The sequence below is a fragment of the Streptomyces sp. NPDC006259 genome, assembly GCF_042870975.1.
Taxonomy (GTDB): Bacteria; Actinomycetota; Actinomycetes; order Streptomycetales; family Streptomycetaceae; genus Streptomyces.
In genome coordinates, this window is record NZ_JBIAHY010000009.1 from 149,736 (window position 1) to 163,107 (window position 13,372).

A 13,372-nucleotide genomic window follows, 5' to 3' on the forward strand; every position below is an offset into this window, starting at 1 on the left:
TCGTCCGTCACACGCCAGGTGACGGCGTCCACGGACGACTGCTGCCGACCCTGTCGGGGTCGGGCGTCCGTCACGGTACGGACTCAGATGCCGACCTTGATGCGCGCGAAGCGCTTCAGGGTGACACCGGCCTCGTCCAGGACCTTCTGCACGGACTTCTTGTTGTCCAGGGCGTACGGCTGGCCGAGGACCGTGGCGTCCTTGAAGAAGCCGTTGAGACGACCCTCGACGATCTTGGCGATCGCGGCCTCGGGCTTGCCCTCGGCGCGGGTGGTCTCCTCGGCGATACGACGCTCCGACTCGACGACGTCGGCCGGCACGTCCTCCTTGGAGAGGTACTTCGGCGCGAAGGCGGCGATGTGCTGGGCGATGCCCTTGGCGACCTCGGCGTTGGGCTTGTCCAGCTCGACGAGGACACCGATCTGCGGCGGCAGGTCGGGCATCGTGCGGTGCATGTAGACGGACACGTAGCCGTCCGCGAACTGCGCGAAGCGGTCCAGGACGATCTTCTCGCCCAGGTTGGCGTTGGCCTCGTCCACGAACGCCTGGACGGTCTTGCCGGGCTCGATCTCGGAGGCGAGCAGCGCCTCGATGTCGGCCGGGGACGTCTTGGCGGCGTGCTCGGCGATCGCCTGGGCGGCGGCCTGGAACTTCTCGCCCTTGGCGACGAAGTCCGTCTCGCACTTCAGCTCGACGATGACGCCGGCGGAGTTGTCGTCCGCGATGACCGAGACGACGGCGCCGTTCTCGGCGGAGCGGCCCTCGCGCTTGGCGACGCCCTTCTGGCCCTTGATACGGAGCGCCTCGACGGCCTTGTCGACGTTGCCCTCGGCCTCGTCCAGCGCCTTCTTGCAGTCCATCATGCCGGCGCCGGTGAGCTCGCGGAGCTTCTTGACGTCGGCGGCGGTGTAGTTCGCCATGAGTCTGTGAGTCTTTCTCGAAGTCTGGAAGATCGAAGATCTACGGGTCTGTGGCCCACGCTGAGCCGTGGGGCCGTGACCCACCGCTGACCTACGGGTGAACGGCGGGAGCGGACGTGATGTCACCGCTCCCGCCGTCGCACGTCCCGACAGGTCAGGCCTGCTCGGCCTCGGCGGCCGGAGCCTCGGTGGCCGGAGCCTCGACCTCGGCGGCCGGGGCCTCCTCGGCGGCGGGCGCCTCAGCGGCGGCCTCGGCGGCGGGCGCCTCGGCAGCGGCCTCAGCCGGCTTCTCGGCGTCGTCGTCCGCCTTCTCGGCGTCCGCCTTCTTCTCGCCCTCGAGCAGGTCGCGCTCCCACGCGGCCAGCGGCTCGCCGGCGGCCTTGTCGCCCTTGCCCTCGGTGGCGACACCGGAGCGGGAGATGAGGCCCTCGGCCACGGCGTCGGCGATCACGCGGGTGAGCAGGGTGACGGAGCGGATCGCGTCGTCGTTGCCCGGGATCTTGTAGTCGACCTCGTCGGGGTCGCAGTTGGTGTCGAGGATGGCGACGACCGGGATGTTGAGCTTCCGGGCCTCACCGACCGCGATGTGCTCCTTCTTGGTGTCCACGATCCAGACGGCGCTGGGCACCTTGGACATCTCGCGGATACCACCGAGGGTCTTCTCCAGCTTGGCCTTCTCGCGCGAGAGGACCAGGAGCTCCTTCTTCGTCAGACCCGAGGCGGCGACGTCCTCGAAGTCGATGAGCTCGAGCTCCTTGAGGCGCTGAAGGCGCTTGTAGACGGTCGAGAAGTTGGTGAGCATGCCGCCCAGCCAGCGCTGGTTGACGTAGGGCATGCCGACGCGGGTGGCCTGCTCGGCGATGGCCTCCTGCGCCTGCTTCTTCGTGCCGACGAACATGACCGTGCCGCCGTGGGCGACGGTCTCCTTGACGAACTCGTAGGCGCGGTCGATGTACGACAGCGACTGGAGCAGGTCGATGATGTAGATGCCGTTGCGCTCGGTGAAGATGAAGCGCTTCATCTTCGGGTTCCAGCGACGGGTCTGGTGACCGAAGTGGACGCCGCTTTCCAGCAGCTCCCGCATCGTGACGACGGCCATGGCCGTTCTCCTTGGTTTTCTCGGTTGTGCCGCGGGGGCCGGACGGCTCCCGCGCCTGACGCCCGCGATGCGCCGAGCCGCGAAGGACCGAGGGGCGCAGATACCGGAATCCGACCGATGTCGGGACCCTGGTACCGGGGCGTGCGAAGTCGACCCGGTGACCCGGATCGCCAGAAGAAGTGTACGGGACCCGCGGGGCACCGGGTGACGCCGCTGTCCACAAACGGGGAGTTGTCCACAGGTCCGGACGCCGCCGGTGCGGGGACGGGACCGTTCTCCCATGCACGTCAAACGACTCCTGGCCCTGCTGCCGGGCCTCCTGCTCACGGCGACGGCCTCGACGGCCGGCGCGACACCCCCGCCATCGCCGTCGCCGTCGCCGTCGCCGTCGCCGTCGCCGTCGCCGTCGCCCACGCTCTCGCTCACGGTCCGGGCGGCGGAAGCGGTCCCGGCTACGGCTACGGCTACGGCTACGGTCCCAGCCCCGGTCCCGGTCCCGGCCCCGGCTCCGGTCCCCGCGATCGCCCGGTCCTGGCCGGTGGGCATCCGCCCCGCGGTGGTACGCGGCTGGGATCCCCCGCCCTCCCCGTACGCCCGCGGCCACCGCGGAGTCGATCTGGCGGCCCCCGCCGGCGCCCCGGTCCGGGCCGTCGCGGCGGGCCGGGTGCTGTTCGCGGGCCAGGTGGCGGGAAGGGGTGTGGTCTCCCTGGAACTCACCGGCACGGGCACCCCACCCCTGCGCACGACCTACGAGCCGGTACGCCCGTCGGTCACCAAGGGCGACGAGATCGCCCCGGCCCAGACGGTCGGCACCCTCGCCCCCACGCCCTCCCACTGCCCGACCGCATGCCTGCACTGGGGCCTGCGCAGCGACAGCGCCTACCTGAACCCGCTGTCCCTGCTCCCCGCCTGGCTGAGCGGAAGGGCCCTGTCACGGCTGCTCCCGGTACTGGGCGTGCCGCTGCCGTGAGGGCGTGCCGCCGCGTCGACGCGTGACCGGCGCCGCACCTATCCCCGCACGCCCCGCACGACCATCCCCACCGCCGCCTCCGTCACCACGGAGGGCTCCTCCACCCCCAGCTCGATCCTGCGGACCGCCGCGTCCACAACGCCCTGGACCAACATCGCCGCCAGCCGCGGCTCCGCATGCCCCATCTCCCCCACCGCCTCGACGATCATCGCCACCAGCCCTCCGTGGGCGGCCCGGATCTTCTCCCGTGCCCCCGCGTCCAGCTCGCTCGCCGAGATCGCCACCACGGCCCGGTGGCGCCGGTCCCCGACCAGCGCCAGCTGCCGCCGCACATACGCCTCGACCTTGGCCTCCGGCCCCGCCGCCGCGGCCATCGCCGCCTCGACCTCGGCCGCCCAGACGGGGAAGTCGACCTCGCACAGCTCCTCGACCACGGCCGCCCGCGACCGGAAGTACTCGTACACGGAGGAGCGCGCGAGTCCCGTCCGCTCGGCGAGGGCGGGGAAGGTCAGCGCCTCCGTACCGCCCTCGGACAACAGCGAACGAGCCGCGTCCAGCAGGGCGGCTCGCTGCATCGACCGGTGCTCGGCCACGGAGGCCGCTCGAATCCTTGGCACGTCAACCACTCTACGGACGCCGCACCCGCGTGGGGAGTGGCTCCACCCGCACGAGCGCCGCACCACCGCCGCACCACCGCCGCACGGCAGCGGTCCGGCAGCGGTCCGGTAGCGGTCGGGCCAGGTCAACGACCGAAGCTCGCCAGTTTCGCGCGCAGCTGGAGTACGGATTTGGTGTGGATCTGACTGACCCGGCTCTCCGTGACCCCCAGTACGTTGCCGATCTCGGCGAGGGTCAGCCCCTCGTAGTAGTACAGGGTGACGACCGTCTTCTCCCGCTCGGGCAGCGTGTTGATGGCCCGCGCCAGGAACCGTCGCAGCTCCCGGTCCTCGGCCACCTCGACGGGGTTGTCGGCGGCGGTGTCCTCCAGCGTGTCCATGACGCTCAGGCCGCCCTCGCCGCCGCCGACATGCAGCAGTTCCTCCAGGGCCACCACGTTGGCCAGCGACAGCTGACTGAACACCGCGTGCAGATCGTCCACCGCGATACCCAGCTCGGCGGCCACCTCGACCTCCGACGGCGTCCGCCGGAGCCGCGCCTCGAGGGTGGCGTAGGCACGCTCCACGTTCCGCGCCTTCTGCCGCACGGACCGGGGGATCCAGTCCAGCGCCCGCAGCTCGTCGATCATCGCGCCGCGGATCCGGGTGATCGCGTACGTCTCGAACTTGATCTCCCGTCCGATGTCGAACTTCTCGATGGCGTCGATCAGCCCGAACACCCCCGAGGAGACGAAGTCGGCCTGCTCCACATTGGGCGGCAACCCCACGCTCACCCGTCCCGCCACGTACTTCACGAGCGGCGAGTAGTGCAGGATCAGCTGCTCCCGCAGCCGCTCGTCCCCCGTCGCCTTGTACGACCGCCACAGCTCGTCGAGTGTCGAGGGAGCGGGCGGCCGCACGCTGCCACCGTCACGGGCGGCTGGGGGGATCGCCGCCCGGTCGGACCCGGAGGTGTGCTGGGGCATTCGTCGCCTTGTGTCGTATCTGCCGTGATGTGCGTGTGGATGTGGGGTGTGGGGTACCCGCGGAGAGCTTCGGTCTGGTGTCGGATGGTGCCGAGTGGCCGGTCTGTGCCGGAATGCTCGTGAGCGTAGCGTGACTGACGTGTCGCGGTGTGCGAACAGCGTGCCCCGAGCTGTACGCAGATACGTTCCGCCGAGGCCCCCGCGGGGCACGGCAGTAGCCCTGGGTGACCGGCGGGCCGCGTCAACTGCGGGCGTTCTCAAGGGGTTCGGCGTTCCCCCGGACGGCCGAACCCCCTCGGTCAACACGGGCGCCGCCCCGCCCGCAGAGAGACCATGGCCTGGCGTGTCAACTTCCAGTCGTCGCCGTGTCGTTCGACGTAACCGAGTGCCCTGAGTTCATACAGTCTCGCGATCGCGTCGTCCCTGGTGGTCCCGCCCTCGCGGGCGATCTCGTCGACCGCCGCGGCGCGTCGGCCGGGGAGCGCGGCCAGAACGCGCCGGGCGTCCGCTTCCAGCAGGTCACGAGGGAGCACCGGGCCGCGTCGCTCCGGGGCCAGTTCTCCGATGCCGCCGACCAGTTCGACGACCTCCGCGGCATCGGTGACCAGCACGGCTTCTCCGCGCAGGAGTTCGTGCACCCCCGCCGACAGCCCGCTGGTGGCGGGCCCGGGGACGCCCATGGTGTGCCGGCCCAGCCGCTGCGCGGCCCGCGCGGTGACGAGGGAACCGCTGCGGTAGGCCGCCTCGACGACCACGGTGCCGCCGGTGAGGGCGGCGATGACCCGGTTGCGCAGGATGAACCGGGTCTGGGTGGGATGGTCCCCCGGCGGCAGCTCCCCCACGACCAGGCCCTGCTCCGCGATTCTGTTGATCAACCCGGTGTGCCCGCGCGGGTAGGGCCGGTCGACCCCGCAGGCCAGTACGGCGACGGTGGCGCCGCCCGCGGCGAGGGCGCCCCGGTGGGCCGCGCCGTCGACTCCGTAGGCGCCGCCGGAGACCACCACCCAGCCGCGCTCGGCGAGTCCGGCGGCGAGGGTGGCCGCCATGTGCGCGCCGTACGCGGTGCAGGCTCGGGCGCCGACGAGCGCGACCGACCTGAGCGCCCACATCCGCAGGCTGGGCCGGCCCCGGACCCACAGGCCGAGCGGCCTGGCGTCCCCGAGGTCGTCCAGCGGGCCGGGCCACTCGGTCTCCCCCGGGCACAGGAAGCGCACTCCCGCCTCCCGGGCGACGGCGAGGTCCCGCTCGGGCTCGGCCCGGGCGGCCCGTGCCAGGAGCCCTGCCCATCGCTGCCCGGTCGCCCCGGGCAGGGGTTCCCCGCCGTCCCGCAGCCGCTCCGCCACCTCCACGGCGCCGCGCTCGCGCACCCAGCCGCCGCCGACCTCGTCGCCGGGTTCGAGGATCCGGGTGAGGAAGGCCCGCGCGAGCCGTTCCCCGTCCGGCTCGCCGGTGCCGGTCATGCCAGCGCTCCGAGCGCCATCGGCACGCCGCGCGGGACCCCGGTGCGCAGTTGCAGGGCGAGGGCGACGTCCCCCGCGTCGGGCCGCTCGTGTCCGACGAGGTCGGCGACGGTCCAGGCGACGCGCAGCACGCGGTCCAGCCCGCGGGCGGTCAGCACCCCCCGCTCCAGGCTCCGCTCGGCCTCCTCCATCGCGCCGGCCACGGGATGCCACCGGTTGCGCAGTTCTCGTCCGGGCACCTCGCTGTTGGTCCGCCAGGGTGTGCCCGCCAGCCGGGCTCCCGCGCGCTCGCGTGCGGCACGGACCCGGTCGGCGACGGTCGCCGTGGAGTCGCCGCCGGGGCCGCGGTGCGCCAGCTGGGCCCTGCTGACCGGGTCGACCTCGACCCGCAGGTCCACCCGGTCGAGCAGTGGCCCGGAGAGCCGCGCCTGGTAGCGGCGGATCGCCGAGGGCGGACACTCGCACAGGGTGTCGCGCTGCGAGAAGCGGCCGCACGGGCACGGATTCGCGGCCAGCACCATGAGGAACCGCGCGGGAAACCGGACCACCCCGGCGCTGCGGGCGATCACGACGTGCCCCGCCTCCAGAGGCTGCCGCAGGGCGTCGAGGGCATGGGTGCTGAACTCGGGGGTCTCGTCCAGGAAGAGAATGCCGCGGTGGGCCATCGACACGGCTCCGGGCCGGGCGATGTGGGGTCCGCCTCCGACGAGCGCCTGCATCGTGGCCGAGTGGTGCGGGGCGCAGTACGGGGGGACGTCGATGAGCGGCTTGCCCGGCGGCAGCAGCCCGGCGACCGAGTGGACGGCCGTGACCTCCAGGGAGTCCTCCCGGCCGAGCCGGGGCAGGACGGCCGGCATGCGCTCCGCGAGCATGGTCTTGCCGGCGCCCGGCGGGCCTTCCAGGAACAGGTGGTGTCCGCCCGCCGCGGACACCTCGACCGCCGTGCGCGCCGACCGCTGGCCCACGACGTCGGCCAGGTCGTGCCCCGGGTCGTGCGGGGCGGCGCCGAGACCGTGCACGCCGGTGCCCGGCATGCGCAGCCCGGCCATGAGCGGGTCGGGCCGGCCCGGCTCGTCCGGTTCCTCGTCGGGTACCGGTTCGTCGGCCAGGACGGCGATCAGCTGGCGCAGACTGCGCACCCCGAGCACGGAGACGCCCGGGACCAGAGAGGCCTCGGCGGCGGCGCACTCGGGCACGACCACCTGTTCATAGCCGGCGTCCGCCGCGGCCAGCACCGCGGGAAGGATCCCGCGAACCGGGCGGACCCGCCCGTCGAGACCCAGCTCCCCGATCATCACGATGTCGGCGAGCACCCGAGGATCGATCCGCTCGGCCGCGCCGAGCACGGCGCTGGCGATGGCGAGGTCGAAGCCGCTGCCCGCCTTGGGGACGGAGGCGGGGCTGAGACCGACGGTGAGTTTCTTCTGCGGCCATTCGCCGCCCGAGTTCACCACCGCCGCCCGCACCCGGTCCCGGCTCTCGCTCAGGCTCTTGTCGGGCAGTCCCACCAGCGTGAAGGCCGCGACTCCGGGCTCCAGGTCGGCCTGGACCTCGACCACGACGCCTTCGACGCCGACCAGCGCCACCGAGCACGTGCGCGCGAACGCCATCTCAGGCCACCCCCCGAGCATGCTCGACGAGGGCGGCCCCGCGGCGGGGCAGGAGGACGCCGACCAGGTCGATGCGGACGCCGCCCGGCGGGGCTCCTCCGTGTGTCTGGATCCATCGCTCGGCCAGTCCGCGCAGCCGCTCGGCCTTCTCGGGCGTGACCCCGGCCATGGGGTGCTGGAACCCACCGTCCCTGCGGGTCTTCACCTCGCAGACGACCAGCACGTCGCCGTCCCGCGCGACGATGTCGATCTCTCCGGTCCTGCCGCAGCGCCAGTTGCGCTCCAGGACCGTCATGCCGGCGTCGGTCAGCCGCCGCGCGGCCAGTTCCTCGCCGTACCTGCCGAGTGCTCCTCGTGCCAGATCCGTGTTCATGTCGGCACCACCTCCGGCGCCAACGTTCACGCATCCGCGGCACCGGAATGGATCTTGGTGTACAAGTCCGCGGCTGTGGAGAACTCCGTCACCCCGAGGGGGGACGGCCGTCCGGGCGGGGAGGACCGTCCAGGGCAGGGACGGTCACACGGGAGGGTGGCACACAGGAGAGGGGCACACGGGAAGCGGGCGGTGGCACAGGGAAGGAGCGGCCACAGCGGGAACCGTCACCCGCCCGGAAGCTCCAGGTCGCTCTTGTTCAGCTCCTCGATGTTCACGTCCTTGAACGTGAGTACCCGCACCTGCTTCACGAACCGGGCCGGCCGGTACATGTCCCACACCCAGGCATCCGCCATCGAGACCTCGAAGAACACCTCACCCTGGACCGAGTGCACCTGCATCTCGTAGTCGTTGGTCAGGTAGAAACGCCGCTCGGTCTCGATCACGTATTTGAACAGACCGACGACGTCGCGGTACTCCCGGTAGAGCTTCAGCTCCATCTCGGTCTCGTACTTCTCGAGGTCCTCGGCGCTCATGGCATGTTCCCCTTCAGCCGTGCGATCCCCCCATTGTGCGCCAGTCCCGTGAGCCGCTAGACGATTTCCGTGTCAAGGGTTACGGGCCGGGCCGGGGGACCGTCGTCGAGCAGCCTGCTCAGCAGCCCGGCGAGTCTGGTCGGATACACCGTCTCATGTGCCTGGGTCAGTTCCCGACACGTCCACCAGCGCGCTCCGGAGACGCTTCGCCGCTCCAGTTCGGTCAGGGCCGTCGGCCGGGGCTCCAACCCGGCGACGCCGGCCGTACGCGCCAGGTAGTACCACTCGTCCTGGTCCCAGCGGCGGCCCGCGAACGGGAAGGAGCACCTCCGTCGCCACAGCACCGGGCCGAGGTCCACGTCGGTGATGCCGGTCTCCTCGGCTAGTTCCCGCAGTGCGGCCTGTTCGCGGGTCTCGTCGCCCTCCACGCCGCCGCCGGGCGTGAACCACCAGTCGTCGGCCGGGTCGTCCGGCTCATGACCGTGCAGCAGCAGGATGCGGTCCTCGGGGTCGAGCAGCACCACGCGGGCGACCCTGCGCAGTCCGCCCTGGTACGAGTCGGCATCCGCGTCCGTCGTCTCAGCGGGCACCGGCGGGCTCCGGGCGCGTGCCGTCGCGGCCCCGGGCGGCACGCTTGGCGATCGGGCCGTACGCGCCGCCGCCGAGGACGAGCACCGTGCCGGCCACGATCAGCCAGCCGATCGTGCGCAGCGGTCCCGGCTGGGACAGGGTGCCCAGCGGCTCGAAGCCGGTGGGGCGCTTGAGCATGCCGTTCATGGGCCATACGACGGCGTCCACGCGGGCCTTGACGGAGGCGCGCGCCACCGTGCCGCTGGCGGCGTCCGTGAGGTGGGCGGTGGAGTCCAGGGAGCCCTGGCGTTCGTCGCCGAGCAGGAAGAGGCGACCGTCGGGCACCTTCACCGTGGGGAAGTTCGTGATCTCGGCGAGGCTGCCCTCGGGCAGATACGGTTCTTCGATCTGCTTGCCGTTGACGGTCAGTCTGCCCTCGGTGCAGCAGGAGACGGTGTCCCCGCCGACCGCGACGACCCGCTTGACCACGGGCGCGTTGCTCGCCCACGTCTTGTCGGTGAAGACGACGACGTCTCCGCGGCGCACCTCGTCGCCGTCCACGACCTGGGCCAGTACCCGGTCACCCGCGGCGATCGTCGGGGCCATCGAGCTGGTCGGCACGGTGTACGGCCGGTAGATGAGCGCGGCCCAGCCGAATCCGCCGAGGAACAGCGCGAGGCCCAGCGCGACGGCCACACCGGACAGAACGTGTCCGGCCCGGCCGCCCGCCGGGCCGGCGCTGGTGCCACCGCCGCTGTGCGGGGCCGTACGTGTCGTGCTCTCGCCACCCATGGATCGGCACCCTACCCGGCGGTACCGAGCCGGGTCAGCCCCTCGTCCCCGGCCGGGGCCGGAGCTTGAGAAAGGGTTTGCCCGCCGGGCCACCAGGTCCTGAGCGGATCAGCGGTCGCTCGCGGGCACGAATCCTCGGCGGATCAGCGGCCGCGGGCGAGTCTCCAGGTCCTGAACGGATCAACGGCCGCGGGCGGGTCTCCAGGTCCTGAACGGATCAACGGGTCCCGGACGGGGCACCAGGTCCTCGGCGGATCAGCGGGTCTCCGCCGCCTCGGCGCGCCGACGGCGCCACAGGGCCACCGGGACGACGCCGACCAGCGCGACGCTCTGCGGCGCGACCGTGAGGGCGGCCGAGGCCGCCGGCCGGGCCTGGAGACCGTCCTGGTCGAAGGTGTCCGGTACCGGCAGCGTGCCCCAGCGGTTGATCGGCCAGGCCTTGACGATGGCGCGGCCGACGACCTGGTCGACGGGGACCATGCCGTGGTTCTTGTCGGACTGGTTGTAGCGGGAGTCGCGCGAGTTCTGGCGGTGGTCGCCCATCACCCAGATGAAGCCCTTGGGGATCTTCACCGTGAACTGGCCGCCCTGGTCGTCCATGCTGCACGGGGTGTTGCCGGGATACACGTACGGCTCGTTCAGCGCCTTGCCGTTGACCCGCAGGGGCCCGGTCTTGTTGCAGGAGACGGTGTCGCCGCCGACCCCGATCACCCGCTTGATCAGGTCCTTCTCCTCCACCGACGGCATCAGGCCGATCCAGCTGAGGAAGGTCTGGATCGCGTTCGGCTCCGCGGTGGGCTCGCCCGCGAGCCAGGCGTCCGGGTCGTGGAAGACGACGACCTCGCCGCGCTCAGGCTCGGAGCCGAACCACGGCGTGAGCTTGTCGACCAGGACGCGGTCACCCTCCTGGAGGGTGTTCTGCATCGAGTCGGAGGGGATCGAGAACGCCTGCACCAGGAACGTCTTGATCAGCAGCGCGAGGACGAGCGCGATACCGATCAGGATCGGCAGCTCCTTCCAGAAGGAGCGCGGCTTCTTCGCCCTGGGGGCCCCGTCGCCGGAGCCTTCTCCCGGCGCGGGAGGCCGGCCGTCTCCGGGCCCGTCGTCTCCGGGCCCCTCGTCTCCGGCCGCCGGGGAATCACTCCCGGAGGTCACCGCGCCGTCCGCGGCCGGACCGGCCGAGTCCACGGGGTGTCCGCGGTGCTCCTCGCCGTCGTGCCCCGACCGTGCGCCAACCGCCACATCCCCCACGCCAACTCCTTACTCTGTGCCGCTGCCTGCCCCACATGCGGCGCAGGCCCACCACTCCCATAACGAGCGGGAGTTCCGCAGGGCTCGGGAGTCGGATCGTTCCGTTCGGATCGTCGGGGGCAACACTATGCGACCCGTCGGACTGCGCGGTCGCCCCGGGCACCGAGTCGGTCACGGAGGAAAAGGTTTGCGGTTCCTTGAGGGAGTTCCAGTGGCCCAGTGGCCAGGCGATGACCATGGCGCGTCCCACCACGCCGTCCTCGGAGACCGTGCCGCCGTAGTCGGTGTCCTGGTGGGACCGGGAGTCCGCGGAGTTGTCCCGGTGGTCGCCCATCACCCACAGACGTCCCCGTGGGACGGTGATGTCGAAGGGCGTGAGTGAGGGGGCGTTGGCGGGATAGAGGTAGTCGGCCTCGTTCAGCGGAACGCCGTTGACGGTGACCCGCCCTTGCGTGTCACAGCACTGGACGTGGTCGCCGCCCACGCCGACGACCCGCTTGATGAGGTCCTTCTCGTCGTCGGACGGCAGCAGGCCGATGAAGGTGAGCCCTTCCTTGACCTGCTTGACGACGATGGGGTCGTTCTTCTTCGTGGTGGGCTGCTCGTCCTCGAGCCAGCCGCCGGGGTCCTTGAAGACGACGACGTCACCACGCTGCGGCTTGGAGCCGAACCACGGGGTGAACTTGTCGACCAGGACCCGGTCGCCGATCTGGATCGTCTGCTCCATCGAGCCGGACGGGATCACGAAGGCCTGCACCAGGAAGGTCTTCAGGACGAGTGCTATGAGCACGGCGACCCCGACGAGCAGCGGGATCTCGCGGACGGCGCTGCGCCTGCGCTTGCGCTTGACCTTGCGCTGGAGCTTGCGCCGCTCCGCGCGCGTGCGACCGCCGGCCGGTCCGGCGGCCCGCCGTACGCCCGTGGGCAGGAGATTGTCCGCGGCACTGTCGGACAGGCCTCGGGGTCTGCCGCGGTTACCCATGGGCGCCCGCCGGGTCCGACGCGGTGCTCGCCTCCGGCACGCGCGCGTAGCCGCTGGGGCGGTGCAGGCGGGTGAGATGGGCGAAGGGCCAGGCGATCCAGTCGGCGCGGCCGATCACCCGGTCGACGGGGACCATGCCGCCGCCCGGCGAGCCCAGATGGTCGCGGGAGTCGCTGGAGTCACCGCGGTGGTCGCCGAGGAGGAACAGGGTGCCCTCGGGCACGACGACGTCGAAGGGCACCGTGGACGGGCTGTCACCCGGATACAGGAACGTCGACTCGTCCACCGGCCGGCCGTTCACCTGGATCCTCCCCTCCTTGTCGTCGCAGCAGACCACGTGGTCTCCCCCCACACCCACGACGCGCTTGACGTAGTCGGCGTCCCCGAAGTACCCGGTGCCGTCGAACACGACGACATCGCCGCGCCGGGGCTCGGCACCGAAACGGTACGCCAACCTATTTACGAGAACGCGGTCGCCGATCCTCAATCCGTTCTCCATGGATCCGCTGGGAATCTGGAACGGTTTCACCACGAAGAGGTTGAGGAGCAGCGCGAACAGCAGGCAGATCACCAGCGTGAGGCTGATCCGGCCGCCCGGGAGCCAGTCCGTGATCCGCGCCACCAACGCGAAACGCGACCGCGCCTCCGGTCCCTCCGCATCCGGGATCGCTCCGGGATCGGAAGGGCGGGAGGAGCGGTCGCGCTCCGTCGGCTGAGCTTCGGTGTCCATCGGGGCCAGATGCTATCCGGCCCCGCCATGAACTCCTGAAGGCGCTCAGTTGTCGCGCTTCTCCTTGATCTTCGCGGCCTTGCCGCGCAGCTCACGGAGGTAGTAGAGCTTGGCGCGACGCACGTCACCGCGGGTAACCAGCTCGATCTTCTCGACGATCGGGGTGTGCACCGGGAAGGTGCGCTCGACGCCGACGGAGAAGGAGACCTTGCGGACCGAGAAGGTCTCGCGGACACCGGCGCCCTGACGGCGGATGACCACGCCCTTGAACTGCTGGACACGAGAGCGGTTGCCCTCGATGACGCGGACGTGGACGTTGACGGTGTCACCCGGGCGGAAGGCCGGGACGTCGCTGCGCAGCGACGCGGAGTCGACGGTGTCGAGCAGGTGAGACATTTCGTCTGCTTTCCTCGTTGATGCCACAGGTCATCAACGGAAACTAGGAGTTCTGAAGGTGGGTGGTGCGCGTCGGGGCGGGCGTCGTGTCCCCCCGTGGC

At 71.5% G+C, this 13,372-nt stretch carries 15 protein-coding genes; 1 reads left to right on the forward strand and 14 read right to left on the reverse strand.

Features of this window, described 5'->3' with window-relative positions; translation table 11 throughout:
* Positions 1 to 83: 83 nt before the first annotated feature.
* Together tsf and rpsB are read right to left on the reverse strand one after the other, a co-directional pair.
* Positions 84 to 920: a translation elongation factor Ts gene (gene tsf / locus ACFYO5_RS32230; protein WP_356561947.1), complete on the reverse strand. Its 837-nt coding sequence runs from the start codon at positions 918 to 920 to the stop codon at positions 84 to 86.
* A 154-nt stretch (positions 921 to 1,074) separates the two neighbouring features.
* Positions 1,075 to 2,019 (reverse strand): 30S ribosomal protein S2, encoded by a 945-nt coding sequence (gene rpsB, locus ACFYO5_RS32235; protein WP_356561949.1) that lies wholly within the window; start codon positions 2,017 to 2,019, stop codon positions 1,075 to 1,077.
* A gap of 280 nt (positions 2,020 to 2,299) precedes the next feature.
* Between rpsB and ACFYO5_RS32240 the strand changes: the two genes are divergently transcribed.
* A complete protein-coding gene (locus ACFYO5_RS32240) occupies positions 2,300 to 2,989 on the forward strand; it encodes a murein hydrolase activator EnvC family protein (protein WP_388715644.1) in 690 nt (229 codons plus the stop codon).
* Between the two features lie 38 nt (positions 2,990 to 3,027).
* Here ACFYO5_RS32240 and ACFYO5_RS32245 read toward each other — a convergent pair whose 3' ends face one another.
* The 12 genes from ACFYO5_RS32245 to rplS all read right to left on the reverse strand — a co-directional run bounded on the left by ACFYO5_RS32245 (position 3,028) and on the right by rplS (position 13,271).
* Positions 3,028 to 3,582 carry a helix-turn-helix domain-containing protein gene (locus ACFYO5_RS32245; RefSeq protein ID WP_356562197.1) on the reverse strand — a complete coding sequence of 185 codons (555 nt, stop codon included), beginning with the start codon at positions 3,580 to 3,582 and terminating at the stop codon, positions 3,028 to 3,030.
* A 149-nt stretch (positions 3,583 to 3,731) separates the two neighbouring features.
* Entirely contained in the window at positions 3,732 to 4,571 is an 840-nt protein-coding gene (whiG, locus tag ACFYO5_RS32250) for an RNA polymerase sigma factor WhiG (protein WP_388715647.1), read from the reverse strand.
* A gap of 299 nt (positions 4,572 to 4,870) precedes the next feature.
* Positions 4,871 to 6,031, reverse strand: a complete 1,161-nt coding sequence (dprA, locus tag ACFYO5_RS32255) for a DNA-processing protein DprA (protein WP_388715650.1) — start codon at positions 6,029 to 6,031, stop codon at positions 4,871 to 4,873.
* Positions 6,028 to 7,641, reverse strand: coding sequence for a YifB family Mg chelatase-like AAA ATPase (locus tag ACFYO5_RS32260; protein WP_388715653.1), 1,614 nt, complete (start codon positions 7,639 to 7,641; stop codon positions 6,028 to 6,030). Before ACFYO5_RS32260 ends, dprA begins: the two co-directional genes overlap by 4 nt.
* A 1-nt stretch (position 7,642) precedes the next feature.
* Positions 7,643 to 8,044 (reverse strand): YraN family protein, encoded by a 402-nt coding sequence (locus tag ACFYO5_RS32265; RefSeq protein WP_388715656.1) that lies wholly within the window; start codon positions 8,042 to 8,044, stop codon positions 7,643 to 7,645.
* A 197-nt stretch (positions 8,045 to 8,241) separates the two neighbouring features.
* On the reverse strand, positions 8,242 to 8,550 hold the full coding sequence (locus tag ACFYO5_RS32270) for a DUF2469 domain-containing protein (RefSeq protein WP_003965949.1): 309 nt from the start codon (positions 8,548 to 8,550) through the stop codon (positions 8,242 to 8,244).
* A 56-nt stretch (positions 8,551 to 8,606) separates the two neighbouring features.
* Complete coding sequence (locus tag ACFYO5_RS32275) at positions 8,607 to 9,140, reverse strand: NUDIX hydrolase (RefSeq protein WP_356561961.1); 534 nt, start codon at positions 9,138 to 9,140, stop codon at positions 8,607 to 8,609.
* Positions 9,130 to 9,912 (reverse strand): signal peptidase I, encoded by a 783-nt coding sequence (gene lepB, locus ACFYO5_RS32280; protein WP_388715659.1) that lies wholly within the window; start codon positions 9,910 to 9,912, stop codon positions 9,130 to 9,132. Before lepB (ACFYO5_RS32280) ends, ACFYO5_RS32275 begins: the two co-directional genes overlap by 11 nt.
* 255 nt (positions 9,913 to 10,167) lie before the next feature.
* On the reverse strand, positions 10,168 to 11,163 hold the full coding sequence (lepB, locus tag ACFYO5_RS32285) for a signal peptidase I (protein WP_388715662.1): 996 nt from the start codon (positions 11,161 to 11,163) through the stop codon (positions 10,168 to 10,170).
* Positions 11,051 to 12,145 (reverse strand): signal peptidase I, encoded by a 1,095-nt coding sequence (gene lepB, locus ACFYO5_RS32290; RefSeq protein ID WP_356561965.1) that lies wholly within the window; start codon positions 12,143 to 12,145, stop codon positions 11,051 to 11,053. Before lepB (ACFYO5_RS32290) ends, lepB (ACFYO5_RS32285) begins: the two co-directional genes overlap by 113 nt.
* Complete coding sequence (gene lepB / locus ACFYO5_RS32295; protein ID WP_388715665.1) at positions 12,138 to 12,875, reverse strand: signal peptidase I; 738 nt, start codon at positions 12,873 to 12,875, stop codon at positions 12,138 to 12,140. The genes lepB (ACFYO5_RS32290) and lepB (ACFYO5_RS32295) overlap by 8 nt, the downstream gene beginning before the upstream one ends.
* 45 nt (positions 12,876 to 12,920) lie before the next feature.
* A complete protein-coding gene (rplS, locus tag ACFYO5_RS32300) occupies positions 12,921 to 13,271 on the reverse strand; it encodes a 50S ribosomal protein L19 (RefSeq protein ID WP_388715668.1) in 351 nt (116 codons plus the stop codon).
* Between the last annotated feature and the right edge of the window lie 101 nt (positions 13,272 to 13,372).

Excerpts from the sequence above, each read along its gene's own strand:
- tsf (WP_356561947.1), bottom strand. The coding sequence starts at position 920 with ATGGCGAACTACACCGCCGCCGACGTCAAGAAGCTCCGCGAGCTCACC.
- rpsB (WP_356561949.1), bottom strand. The coding sequence starts at position 2,019 with ATGGCCGTCGTCACGATGCGGGAGCTGCTGGAAAGCGGCGTCCACTTC.
- ACFYO5_RS32240 (WP_388715644.1), top strand. The coding sequence starts at position 2,300 with ATGCACGTCAAACGACTCCTGGCCCTGCTGCCGGGCCTCCTGCTCACG.
- whiG (WP_388715647.1), bottom strand. The coding sequence starts at position 4,571 with ATGCCCCAGCACACCTCCGGGTCCGACCGGGCGGCGATCCCCCCAGCC.
- dprA (WP_388715650.1), bottom strand. The coding sequence starts at position 6,031 with ATGACCGGCACCGGCGAGCCGGACGGGGAACGGCTCGCGCGGGCCTTC.
- ACFYO5_RS32260 (WP_388715653.1), bottom strand. The coding sequence starts at position 7,641 with ATGGCGTTCGCGCGCACGTGCTCGGTGGCGCTGGTCGGCGTCGAAGGC.
- ACFYO5_RS32270 (WP_003965949.1), bottom strand. The coding sequence starts at position 8,550 with ATGAGCGCCGAGGACCTCGAGAAGTACGAGACCGAGATGGAGCTGAAG.
- lepB (WP_388715659.1), bottom strand. The coding sequence starts at position 9,912 with ATGGGTGGCGAGAGCACGACACGTACGGCCCCGCACAGCGGCGGTGGC.
- lepB (WP_356561965.1), bottom strand. The coding sequence starts at position 12,145 with ATGGGTAACCGCGGCAGACCCCGAGGCCTGTCCGACAGTGCCGCGGAC.
- lepB (WP_388715665.1), bottom strand. The coding sequence starts at position 12,875 with ATGGACACCGAAGCTCAGCCGACGGAGCGCGACCGCTCCTCCCGCCCT.
- rplS (WP_388715668.1), bottom strand. The coding sequence starts at position 13,271 with ATGTCTCACCTGCTCGACACCGTCGACTCCGCGTCGCTGCGCAGCGAC.